Annotated in this window: 10 protein-coding genes; 5 read left to right on the forward strand and 5 right to left on the reverse strand. The window is 65.5% G+C overall.

The window, feature by feature from the left end; all coding sequences use genetic code 11:
- The first annotated feature begins 21 nt into the window (after positions 1 to 21).
- From OKQ63_RS01905 to OKQ63_RS01925, 5 genes are all read left to right on the forward strand, one after another.
- Positions 22 to 1329, forward strand: a complete 1308-nt coding sequence (locus tag OKQ63_RS01905; RefSeq protein WP_264212286.1) for an oligosaccharide repeat unit polymerase — start codon at positions 22 to 24, stop codon at positions 1327 to 1329.
- A 135-nt stretch (positions 1330 to 1464) separates the two neighbouring features.
- Entirely contained in the window at positions 1465 to 2640 is a 1176-nt protein-coding gene (locus tag OKQ63_RS01910; RefSeq protein WP_264212287.1) for a glycosyltransferase, read from the forward strand.
- Positions 2637 to 3728: a glycosyltransferase family 4 protein gene (locus OKQ63_RS01915; protein ID WP_264212288.1), complete on the forward strand. Its 1092-nt coding sequence runs from the start codon at positions 2637 to 2639 to the stop codon at positions 3726 to 3728. Before OKQ63_RS01910 ends, OKQ63_RS01915 begins: the two co-directional genes overlap by 4 nt.
- A gap of 58 nt (positions 3729 to 3786) precedes the next feature.
- Positions 3787 to 4779, forward strand: a complete 993-nt coding sequence (locus OKQ63_RS01920; RefSeq protein ID WP_264212289.1) for a sulfotransferase family protein — start codon at positions 3787 to 3789, stop codon at positions 4777 to 4779.
- 80 nt (positions 4780 to 4859) lie between these two features.
- Positions 4860 to 5861, forward strand: coding sequence for a sulfotransferase (locus OKQ63_RS01925; protein ID WP_264212290.1), 1002 nt, complete (start codon positions 4860 to 4862; stop codon positions 5859 to 5861).
- 45 nt (positions 5862 to 5906) lie between these two features.
- Here the strand turns inward: OKQ63_RS01925 and OKQ63_RS01930 are convergent, their stop codons facing one another.
- From OKQ63_RS01930 to OKQ63_RS01950, 5 genes are all read right to left on the reverse strand, one after another.
- Positions 5907 to 7370 (reverse strand): oligosaccharide flippase family protein, encoded by a 1464-nt coding sequence (locus OKQ63_RS01930; RefSeq protein ID WP_264212291.1) that lies wholly within the window; start codon positions 7368 to 7370, stop codon positions 5907 to 5909.
- 3 nt (positions 7371 to 7373) lie between these two features.
- Positions 7374 to 8438, reverse strand: a complete 1065-nt coding sequence (locus tag OKQ63_RS01935) for an acyltransferase family protein (protein ID WP_264212292.1) — start codon at positions 8436 to 8438, stop codon at positions 7374 to 7376.
- Between the two features lie 19 nt (positions 8439 to 8457).
- Positions 8458 to 9195, reverse strand: coding sequence for a sulfotransferase family protein (locus tag OKQ63_RS01940; protein ID WP_264212293.1), 738 nt, complete (start codon positions 9193 to 9195; stop codon positions 8458 to 8460).
- Positions 9192 to 10241, reverse strand: a complete 1050-nt coding sequence (locus OKQ63_RS01945) for an SDR family NAD(P)-dependent oxidoreductase (RefSeq protein ID WP_264212294.1) — start codon at positions 10239 to 10241, stop codon at positions 9192 to 9194. The genes OKQ63_RS01940 and OKQ63_RS01945 overlap by 4 nt, the downstream gene beginning before the upstream one ends.
- A 78-nt stretch (positions 10242 to 10319) precedes the next feature.
- Positions 10320 to 11486: a nucleotide sugar dehydrogenase gene (locus OKQ63_RS01950; RefSeq protein WP_264212295.1), complete on the reverse strand. Its 1167-nt coding sequence runs from the start codon at positions 11484 to 11486 to the stop codon at positions 10320 to 10322.
- Positions 11487 to 11746 lie beyond the last annotated feature (260 nt).

Consider the following 11746-nt stretch of genomic DNA (forward strand, 5'->3'; position numbering starts at 1 on the left):
AGGAGAGAGGCAAGGTAAAGAATGACACATTGCACGCTCCGCATCATCTCGCCTGTGTCCCTGGTGGTCTTGATCTGGGCGGTTACGCTTGTCATAGGGCTGCTGCCCCTGGCGTTTCCCGACAGCATGGAGCTGGCGCTCTATTTCATCCGCCGCCAGAACGCCCTGTCCGGAGGCATCGCCGAAGCGATTACCCCGCTCGCCTCGCTCTGGCTTCTGCTCATGCTGCTGGTTTTCGTGCTGGGCAGCAAGCTTGCCGCGGTCTCACTGCCGGCCCGGCCCAGGGCATTTGACCTGCGCACGGACTTCGACCAGGCGGCCCGGGCCACTTTTGCCATCAATCTTGCCATCGTCGCCATTGTCCTGCTCTGGGTTCTTCTGACAGCGCGGCAGCTGGGCGGTTTCAGGGCGCTTGTCATCATGGTGCAGCTCGACGTTCTGGAGGCACGCGAACAGCTGCTTGGCAACAAGCTCTTCACCGGGATGCGGCTGCTGTACGGTGCCCTGCCCAGCACCGGGACACTGGCCGCCGCGCTGCTGGCGGCCAACTCCAGGGCTGGCGGGATGTCTCGGACGGCCCGCCGCCTGTGCCTGTTCACCCTGATGCTTGACCTGGCTCTGCTGACGGTCCTGCCCATAGTGATGTCGCAGCGCCTGCTGCTGGTGCTGCTGATCATGGGGGCCTATTTTTCGGCCTGCATGGTGCACCGGCGGCTGGTTGGCGTGCAGTACATTCCGCTTGGAATCGGGCTGTTCCTGACCACTTGGACGCTGCGCGAAGCGCTCTCCAATGCATCCATCGACGCCAGCGCCACGGCCATCGGCCTGCAGAAGCTTGTGTTCTATTTTACCAATGACCTGATGAATTCCTTCCTGCCCTTGAACCAGGGGCCGGAGTCCGAGCATTCCTACGGGTACTTTTCCTTCCGGTTTCTGTTGTTCTTCACGCAGACAGACGGGTTCTTTCAAAACTTGCTGGCGGACAAGCTGGAGCGCATCAATACGGTGCGGGGCGGCGGCACCTGGTCGATTTTCGTAATGCCCTATGTGGATTTCGGCGCCGTCGGCGCGGCCGTCTATGTTGCGGCTTTGGGGGCGCTCAGCCGTTTCGTGTTCCACAAGGGCGCGGAAAGCGTGTTCTGGGCGGCCGCCTACAGCCATTTCGCCGCCGCCTTTGCCCTGTCCACTCATACGACCTACTTCGCCAATGCGAATTTCACCGCCATTCTGCTGTTCACATGGCTCATAGCCGGGTGGACAAAACGCAAGCCATCGCCACAGGCCCCGCGCCGGGGAAGCCATTTCAAGTTTTCACAGCCCGGGAGCTGACCGTTTCCGCGCCGCTTGCCCGGCTGTCCGCCAGCGCGGGCCAGGGGGGCGGGTTTCATGCGCCTGACATGTTCTTCGGAACAAGAACAAGGCCAGGACGAATTCGAGTTTTATTTACAGCATGTCAGGGTGCTCATGCATATTGTTCACATATTGACCCGCCTGCTCCGCGCAGGCTCCGAAGAAAATACAATCGCAACGTGCCTCTGGCAGGCCCGCCGCGGCCATCGTGTCACCGTTGTTCACGGCCCGGATCCCGATCCGTACTGGCAGGACAGATTCGGCAGCCTGATTGATTTTGCCGAGCTGCCGGGGCTGCTGCATCCCATCAAGCCGCTGCAGGATTTCCGCGCCGTACGGCAGATGAGGAATTTGCTGAGCGGCCTGCAGCCGGATGTCATCCACACGCACCAAAGCAAGGCCGGCATCATTGGCCGGCTGGCCGCAGCGGCCACCCCGGAGGCGCTGGTTGTGCATGGCATCCACATCATTCCCTTCGACGGGGTCAGCCCTCTCAAACGAGCGCTTTATATTGCCAGCGAGAAAATCGCCGCCCGGCGCACCGACCTGTTCCTTGCGGTGTCGCGCAGCGTCGGCCAGGCATATGTCGAGGCCGGGATCTGCGGCAGCGCCGAAGCTGTCTACTCGGGCATGGACCTGTCGCCCTTCCGCGATCCCGATCTGCCGCAGGACTGGCCCGCGCTGCTCGGCACGGCGGCGGGAACCCGCACCCGCCCGCCGGTGGTGCTGATGCTGGCTGCCTTCGAGCCGCGCAAGCGCCACGAGGCGTTCCTGCATGCGTTTGCCAAGGTGCGCGCCGACATCCCCGACACCCGCATCCTGTTCGCCGGCAAGGGGCCGCATGAGGCGGCGGTGCGCGCGGCCGCGGCCGGGCTGGGACTGGAAAAGAATGTGGTCTTCTGCGGTTTCCGCACCGACCCGGAGGCGCTGATCGCTCTGGCCGACCTGTGTGTCCTGACCTCGGAGCGCGAGGGGCTGCCGCGGGTGGTGGTGCAGTATATCGCCGCCGGCCGCCCGGTGATCGTGGCCGATCTGCCGGGCATCGAAGAGATCGTGGCGGACGGGGTCAACGGCCTGGTCTCCGATCCCGACGTCATGGAGGATACGGCGGCCAAGCTGCGGGATCTGCTGCTGGACCGGGCCGCGCTGCAGCATCTGGCGCAGGGCGCGCGCGCGACGGATGTCTCCGACTGGGAACTGGACCGCCTCGGCGCCCGCACCACGGAGCACTATTACCGGGCCATGGCGGCAAAACACGCCTCCGTCCCTGATGCGGAGGCCGCCCGATGAGCCGCCGGAACATTCACATCAACGGCCGCTTCCTGGTGCAGCCGGTCTCCGGCGTGCAGCGCTATGCGCGGGAAGTGCTTGGCGCGCTCGACCAGAGGCTGGCGCAGGAGCCGCAGCTGGCTGCGCGCCTCGGCCCGCTGCCGGTCTGGTACCCGGCCGGGGCGGAGCTGGTTGCGCCGCCGGACTGGCGCGTTCTGAAACCCGCGCCGCTGGCGGGCAGAACAGGTCACGCCTGGGAGCAGATGACGCTGGGACTGCGTGCCCGCAAGGGCACCCTGGTCAGCCTCTGCGGCTCCGGCCCGCTGCTCTGCCGCGATCAGGTCCTGGTGATTCACGACGCCAACATCTGGGCTTTCCCCGACGCGTTCCCGAAAAGCTACCGGCTGTTCCACAAGACCATGCGGCCGCTGCTGGCCCGGCGGGTGCGGCAGCTGGCCACCGTCAGCCGTTTCTCCGCCGGCGAGCTGGGCCGCTGCCTGGGGGTGCCCGCGGAACGCTTTGACGTTATCTACAACAGCGCCGAACACATGGTCACGGCGGCGGGCGACGCGGCGGTGCTGTCCCGGCACGGGCTGAAGGCCGGCGGCTATCTCTTTGCGGCCGGCAACCAGAGCCCCAACAAGAACATCGCCCGGTTGATCGACGCCCTGGCACAGCTGGACGACGTGGCAATGCCGTTGGTGGTGGCGGGCGGTTTCGCGCCCGGCGTCGCCCAGGCCGGCATCGCCGCCTCGGACCGCGTCCGGCTGCTGGGCCGGGTTTCGGACGCCGAGCTGCAGAGCCTTTACAGCAATGCCGCAGCCTTCCTGTGGCCATCGCTTTACGAGGGGTTCGGCATTCCGCCGCTGGAGGCGATGACACTCGGCACTGCGGTGCTGTCCTCCAACAGCACCGCCATGCCCGAAGTGCTGGGCGATGCGGTTGAGTATTTCGATCCCGAAGACGCGGGCGATATCGCGCGCAGCCTGCGCAGCTTCCTGGCCCGCAGCCCGGCGGAGCGGCAAACGCTTGCCAGGGCCGGAAAACTGCGGGCAGAACAGTACTCCTGGGCCGCCAGTGCAGACCGGCTGCTGGGGCATATTCTTTGAACCAGATTGTTTCAGATTGCCGGAGCCGCGGGTTCCGGAACCGTAGCGAAAGAACATTATGACCGGCGACACCACACTGCCCGCCCTTCAAGATCCGCTTCTGGTCGTGGGCTGCCAGCGCTCCGGCACCACGCTGCTGCGCACCATCCTGAATGCCCATTCCGGGCTGGCGGTGGGATATGAGTGCGACTTTTTCCAGGCCCTGGCCGGAACCTATGGGCAGACCCGGGACATCCGGGAGCATCTGGACCGCTTCCTCGCCGATCTCATGGCCGTCACCCGGTTCGAATTCTGGGAGATCGCACCGGAGGATATCCGCGCCGTTTTCGGGACCATGCAGGCGCCGGTCGGATTTGCCGATGCCATCCGGCTTGTCTGTGAAGCCTACCGGCGCAAGCACAAGCCCGGGGCCGTCCGTTGCGGGGTCAAGAACCCCAATTCGATCGAGCATCTGGCGGCCTATTGGACGCTGTTCCCGCGCGGCCAGGTAGTGCATATCATCCGCGACCCGCGCGCGGTGCTGGCCTCGGAAAAGAAGAAGCTCACCAGGCGCGACGGCCGCTTCAACAGTCTGCTCAACACCATCCGCGTTGCCCGGCGCTGGAACAAGGCGGTGCGGGCCCAGGCGCGCGCCGGCGCCGACAGCCGGCTGCTGGTGCTGCGCTACCATGATCTGGTCACTGGCACCGAAGACAGCCTGCGGGCGCTCTGTGCCGGGCTGGAGCTGCCGTTCGATCCGCAAATGCTGGACTATTACAAGGGGACGGATACGCCCCGCCAGGAACTGTGGCAGCACGCCCTGACCAAGGCCCCGCCCAGCCCGGAGCGCCTGTCCGCCTACCTCGGCGAGCTGACGGGCACGGAGATCGCCTGCATCAACTTCCTGTGCCGGGCGCATCTGGGACAGTATTCCGACGGCCGGCGCACGGGTTACCGGCTGATGGCGGTGCTGCCCAGCCTGGCGCTGGGCGGGGTCCAATGGGCTCTGGCGGGCGTCCCGCGCAAACTGGCCCATCTTCTGCGCGAGTCCTTGCGGAAAAAGGCCGCGTGATCATTCTGTTGCCGGTTCCCGTCCGCCAAGCGCCCCGCGCTGCCGGTCCGGTCCCGCATATTATTTAGGAGGCGCTGCAGATGATGCACCGCAGCTTGATGCGTAGCAACCCGGCCCGCCACCGCTGGCTGGCGGTGACCGGTGCCCCGCGAAGCGGGACCAGTTATTTCGGCGAGATCCTGGCGCTGGACCGCCGGGTCAACAGCCTGATTGAGCCTTTCAATCCTGATGCGGGCATTCCGGCCGTGACCGAGCGCTACATGTACGGATCGGACCCCGCCGCGATGCCCGCGCCGGACCGGGAGATCCTGGACCGGCTTTTCCGCTATGAGTTCACCCTCAAGACGGTTCACGGCAAGCGGGACAAGCTGCCGGAGACGATCTTCAAGACGCTGTTCTTCGGCGGCAACCAATTGGCCCTGATGAAAGCCCGCCTGAACGCGCGCGCGGAGTATTCGCTGATCAAGGATCCTATTGCCGTCTTCCTGTCGGAAGCGCTCTACCGCATGCGCGAGATGGATATCTTCTTCCTGGTCCGGCATCCGGTGTCCTTCGTCGGCAGCCTCAAGCGTCTGGGGTGGAATTTCACCGTGGCTCCCCTGACCGGGAAGAAGGACCTGTGTGCCGCCTTCCTGCCGGAACTGATGGACGCCGATCCGGCCAGTCTCAGCTGGGCCGAACATGCCGCCTACATCTGGCTGGCCATCGGACGGCAGATGGAACACCTGCTGGCGCAGGGCATTCCCGCCATTCCTGTGTTTCATGAACAGATCTCCACCGATCCGGTAGCGCACTATGAACGGATCTACCGCCATCTCGGACTGGATTGGACGCCCCGGACGCGCAATCATGTCATTGCCACTTCCACGGCCTCGGGCAAGGCGGGTGCCAGGACCGGGGTCGTGCACGACTTTTTCCGGGATTCCTCTTCCATTTTCCAGCACAGCATTGCGCAGTTGGATGCCGGGGAGGCCGCCACCGTTGCCCGGGTGACGGCGCCGCTGCTGGAGCGCTGGTACACCGGGGCCGGCACGGCAGAGCTGTCAGAAACGGGCCGGCTGCTGCATATGCGGAACTGCTGAAGCCGCCGCCGTCCGGTGCCCGGTCCGGAGGGCGCCCATTGGCTGTTACCCCTTGCGGGCCAGGAACCGGTTCCGGACCTGCGGCACGAAAATCCCCAGGCAGAGCGCATAAAGCCCGGCGGCCCCCAGCAGCAACGGCGCCCAGGCCCAGGGAGCAGGGCGCAGGTCCGCCGTCATCGTGACCGCGCCGAGGGGCAGGGCGGCCAGCAGGCCGGCGAGATAGGGGCGCGCCACCGCGCCCAGCATGGCCCGGACCGGCAGGCCGAGCACCCGGCTGAGACTCTTCAGGTAGCCGCTCAGCGCGGCATAGGCCGCGAGGACGAAGCACAGCGTCACTGCCTCGGCCGAGACCGCCAGCGCGGGCAGGCCCAGTGCCGCGGTGAGCAGCAGGGCCATCACCGCGCGCCGGAGCGGGATGCCCGGGTGGCCCGCTGCGGTGGCCGCCTGCGTCAGGATCGTGACCAGAGTGATGTTGAACCCCATCAGGCAGAGGATCTGCAGCGGCAGGATGCTGCGGGCCGCGTTCTCGGGTCCGATGATCAGGTTCAGCGCCGGTGCGGCAATAACAATCGTGCCGAGATAGAAAGGCGCGGTCACGGCGCCAGCGGTCTTCAGGCCTGTCAGCACGGCATCGCCGGGCAGCGCGCCGCCGTTTCTTTCCCGCGCGCGCGCAAACAGCGGCAGAACGAGAAACCGGATCGGCGCGAGGCACAGCGCGTCGATAATCTGGTAGATCCGCTGGGCGATCTGGAACGCGCCCGACGCCTCAAGCCCGAGGAAAAGGCCAATGCAGAATTGCATCAGCGGGCGTGTGCCGCCGGCAATGAGCGCGCGCCCGGCAATCGTCATCGCCCGCGGCATCTCCTGCCGGATCATGTGCCACTTCGGGCCGGACAGTGGCCTCCAGCCCGCCATGATGATCGAGACCGCGCTGCTGAGGACCGCATTCAGCGTGGCAAAACCGACAAGCGCCCAGCCTCCGTACCCTGCGAACGCCAGCCCCACAGCGAGCCCGGCGGCCAGCAACTGGGCGGTGACGGTCCGCAGCGCCAGCGAGCGGATCTCCAGCCGTTTCTGCAGCAGCCCCTCGGGCACGGCGGCAAGGCCCAGGGCCACAGGCACCGCCAGCATGGCTAGCATCATCTCTGCGATCGGCTGCTCCTGATCCTGGACCGCTGCGAGCAGGAGAGCGAGACCGCCAAGCCCTGCCATGACCAGCAGGCTCAGCCCGAGCGACAGCCAGAACAGCGCGGTGAAGACCGGACCATCTTCCGTTCCGGCGGTTTCCCGGCCCTTGTCACGGATGGTTGCCACCACGCTGTTGGAGATCCCCGCCTTGTGCAGTGCCTGGGTCCAGCGGATCGGCGCATAGGCCATGCCGAAGGCGCCGATCTGCTCAATGGTGAGAAACCGCGCCATGGCCAGAAACACCACGGCATTGCCGCCGAAGCGGGAAAACTGCAGCACGACGGACCAGAACGCCTGCCCCTTCAGCTTGCCCTGTGCCATCGTTCAGGCCGCCACGGTCTGCGGCCGGCGGGTGCACCACCGCAGCATCGGTTTCTCGATCCGGAAATGCACCAGGACCGAGGCGGCCACCGCGGCCGCGCAGGCGGTGAAGACAAAGATCCAGCCGCCTGCGGTTCCGGCCGGCAGCAGCGGCAGCAGCCCCAGCGTCAGCAGCCGCAGCGCAAACCGGTGCGACAGGTAGAGCGCATAGGAGGTATCGCCAAGCAGCAGCCCCAGGCGCGACAGCCTGTCCGCTGTCCGCGGCTGGTGCCACAGGAAGACCATCGAACCGGTCATCAGCGCGGCCGGCAGCCCGCTTGACAGCGTGCGGTGCAGCCCCTCCACCGCATTGAGGGCGGTCATCAGTGCGAAGCCGAGTGCCAGCAGCGCCAGCGCCAGCCCGTTGCACCCTGTGCGGCCTTGCCAATGGTGGAGGTAGACATGGCCCAGCAGCACCCCGAAGCAGAACTCCAGGATCAGCGGATTGGACCAGATGACAAGCGGCGCCGCGTCGAACGCCGCCGCCCAGCCGGCCAGGCTGACGGCGGCCATTGCCGCAACCAGCACCAGCGGCCCGGTCTTTTGCGGCAGCAGGATTGCCAGCGAGAACAGCGCATAGAAATAGATCTCGTAATTCAGCGTCCAGCCGAGCGAAAGAACCGGTGCGATCCGCCCGTCATAGCGCTCGTAGGGGATGAACAGATAGGAGGTCGCCACCTGGCCCCAGTCCAGCACCGTATCCTTGGCACCGCCCGGCAGCGCCAGAAGGGCCAGCAGCATCAGCGTCGTGAAGAACCAGTAAAGCGGGGCAACCCGGACAAAGCGGTTGCGCAGGAAGTGCCGCATCCCGCCCGCGCAGCCGAAATACTTCTGCGCCGAAACCATGATGATGCAGCCGGAGATCACGAAGAAGATATCGACACCGCGGGTCCAGGGGATGAGGCCGGCGGTCAGCCCGGTTCCGAAATAATGCTCGGCCTCGGCGATGACATGGCCGATCAGCACCATGCCCGACGCCAGCGCGCGCATGTATTGCACGCCAACGAGTTTTGATCCGGTTTGCGGCATGGAAAGGTCCTTTGCGGTCTCAGACGCAGGCGGGCAGGCTTTGCGCGTAGTCGTAAAGGGCGATGTCCGGGGCGCAGATCTCCTCGATCCGTGCCCGCAGGTCCGGCGGGATATCCGCGGGCGAGGAGGGGCGGCGGCCCGGCCGTCTGTTGCGCTCCCAGCTGATCAGCGGGCGCCCGACCACCTGGCGCAGGGCGCTGCGGAATGCCGCCGTGCGCGACAGGTCCCCGATCAGGCTGAACCTGGCCAGGTTGCTGCGCGCGGTCTGCATTGCCGCGTCGAAATTGCCGGTGGTGTGCTGATAGGCGCTGGCAAAGAAGAACAGGTAGGTCGAGCCGTAGCGCAGCGCCGAGTCGCTTTCGAGGAAGGCCGCGAGCGTGTCCGCCCGGTCCGGGTCCGGGTGGTTGCGCTGGACATAGGCATAGTGGGACAGAAATCGCGCCACCGGATCCCGCAGCAGGGTGACGGCCTTGCGTTCGGGGTCGATGCGCTGGTGCAGCCCGGCGCTGTAATGCACATGGGCAGAGATGCATTTCACCCCTTGCGTCATGAGGCTGCCGAGCATCACCTTGCGGATCTCCGCTTCGCGGAGGGCTTTGTCCGCGCCTTCAAGCCCCGGGTGAAGCGCCTCGCGGATGGCGCGGGACCTGCCCAGGCTGATGGTGGCCTGGGAATGGAAATAGGCCAGCCGCACGGCGGAGCCGAAACTGGTGCCGCCGCATTTCGGAACGTGAATGTAAAGCAGCCGCGGCGTCATTCCGGCACATCACCGCCCGGGGCAGGATCGTAGTAGCTCCGATACCATTCGACAAAGCGCGCCACACCTTCCGGCACGGCGGTTTCGGGCGTGTAGCCGGTCAGCCGCTGCAGCAGCGCGGCATCGGCCCAGGTGGCGGGCACGTCGCCGGCCTGGATCGGCATCAGGTTCTGCTCGGCCTTGAGACCGGTGGCGGCCTCGATTGCCTCGATGAAAGCGGTCAGCCGGACGCTGCCGGAATTGCCGATATTGACCACCCGCCAGGGCGCCACCGGCGACAGGCTGTCGCCTTCGGGCACCACCCCGTCCTCGGGGCGTTCGGGCACCGCGTCCAGCAGCAGGCGGATCGCTTCGACCAGATCGGTGACATAGGTGAAGTCGCGCCGCATATCGCCGTAGTTGTAGACGTCTATCGGCTTGCCTTCCAGAATGGCCTTGGTGAACTTGAACAGCGCCATGTCGGGCCGGCCCCAGGGCCCGTAGACGGTGAAGAAGCGGAACATGGTGGTCGGCAGCCCGTAGAGATGGGCATAGGAATGCGCCATCGCTTCATTGGCCTTCTTGGTGGCGGCATAGAAGGACATCTGGTGATCGGCCTTCTGGGTCTCCTGGTAGGGCATCTCGGTATTGGCGCCATAGGCCGAGGAGGTGGAGGCCAGCAGCATGTGCCGGGGCGGATGCGCGCGGGCCGCTTCCAGCAGCTCGAACGTGCCGACAAGATTGCTTTCGAGATAGGAGCGCGGATTGTCGATCGAGTAGCGCACGCCCGCCTGGGCCGCGAGATGGATCACGTAATCCGGCCGGTGGTCCGCAAACATCTGCATCAGCCGCCCGGGGCTTTCGATGCTGTCGTTGACGACGGAGAAGCCCGGATGCTGCAGCAGGATCTGCTGGCGCGCCTGCTTGAGAGCCACATCGTAGTAATCGGACAGGTTGTCGATGCCGATCACGCGCATGCCGGCTTCCAGCAGCCGCTGGCAGAGGTGGAAGCCGATGAAGCCGGAGGATCCGGTGACAAGCGCGGTGTTTTGGTGTGCTTCGTTCATAATTTGTCCTTCAGGTCCTCAACAGCTTTCCCGGCCCGGCCGCAATGGCGGCGGCTGGCAATGGCGCGCGGCGGCCGGTCAATCCGTCCCGGACAGGTCGCGGGTGAAGACCTTGGCGGCCACGTCCCGGAGCTCGTCGGTCATGCGGTTGGCGACAATCAGGTCGGCCTCCTGCTTGAAGGCCGCAAGATCCCGGATCACCCGCGAATGGAAGAAGCGGTCCTCCTCCAGCACCGGCTCATAGACGATGACCTCGATCCCCTTCGCCTTCAACCGCTTCATGATGCCCTGGATCGAGGACTGGCGGAAATTGTCGGACCCGGCCTTCATCACCAGCCGGTGGATGCCGACGACCTTGGGGCCCTTCATCAGGATCTGGTCGCTGAGAAAGTCCTTCCGGGTGCGGTTGGCGTCGACAATGGCGCGGATCAGGTTCTGCGGCACGTGGTTGTAGTTCGCCAGCAGCTGCTTGGTGTCCTTGGGCAGGCAGTAGCCGCCGTAACCGAACGACGGGTTGTTGTAGTGGCCGCCGATCCGCGGATCCAGGCTGATGCCGTCGATGATCTGGCGGGTGTCCATGCCGCCGGCCATGGCGTAGCTGTCCAGCTCGTTGAAAAAAGCCACCCGCATGGCGAGATAGGTGTTGGCAAAGAGCTTGATCGCTTCCGCCTCGTCCGGGCCGGTGAAATGCACCGGCACATCTTCCGCGGCAGCGCCTTGCAGAAGCAGGCCGGCAAAGACCTGCGCCCGCTCCGACTGTTCGCCGATGATGATGCGGGAGGGATGCAGGTTGTCGTAAAGCGCCCGTCCTTCGCGCAGGAATTCGGGGCTGAAGATCACCTGGCCGGTGTTCAGCCGCGCCCGCACCTCGGAGACAAAGCCAACGGGGATCGTCGATTTGATGACGATGGTGGCGTCCGGGTTCACCTCGGTGACCTGCCGGATCACCGTCTCGACGCTGGAGGTGTCGAAGCCGTTGGTCCGCGGATCGTAGTTCGTGGGCGTCGCCACGATGACGTAGTCGGCCCCGGCGTAAGCCGCCGCCGCATCGGTTGTGGCCGAAAGGGCCAGCTTTTGGTTGCCGAGGAACTCTTCCAGCTCCGGGTCCAGGATCGGGCATCGGCGGTCGTTGACCATCGCCACGCGGGATTCGGATATGTCGACGGCTGTGACCGCATTGTGCTGTGCCAGCAGGACGGCATTTGAAAGACCCACATAGCCGAGGCCCGCAACCGAAATTTTCATCACTACCCTTCCTTGATCCAGCGGTGCTGAGACCGGGTGGCCGGCAAGGCGCCGCGAAGCGGCCCGCACAAAAATAAACTTTTAATCAATGGCGCCGGCGGCCTGATTCGCGACCCGGTCCCGACGGGGGCAATCTATAGATAATCACCCCCGGCTTCGCAATTGCAGAGGCCGCATGAATTCTTGTTCTGCGGGAAATTTCCGCCCTCGCAATCAATCTCCAGGAAGGGCCGTGCACTTCATGCTCTCCGGGGATCGAT

Origin of the sequence: Leisingera thetidis (genome assembly GCF_025857195.1) — a bacterium.
In the GTDB taxonomy this organism is placed as follows: domain Bacteria; phylum Pseudomonadota; class Alphaproteobacteria; order Rhodobacterales; family Rhodobacteraceae; genus Leisingera; species Leisingera thetidis.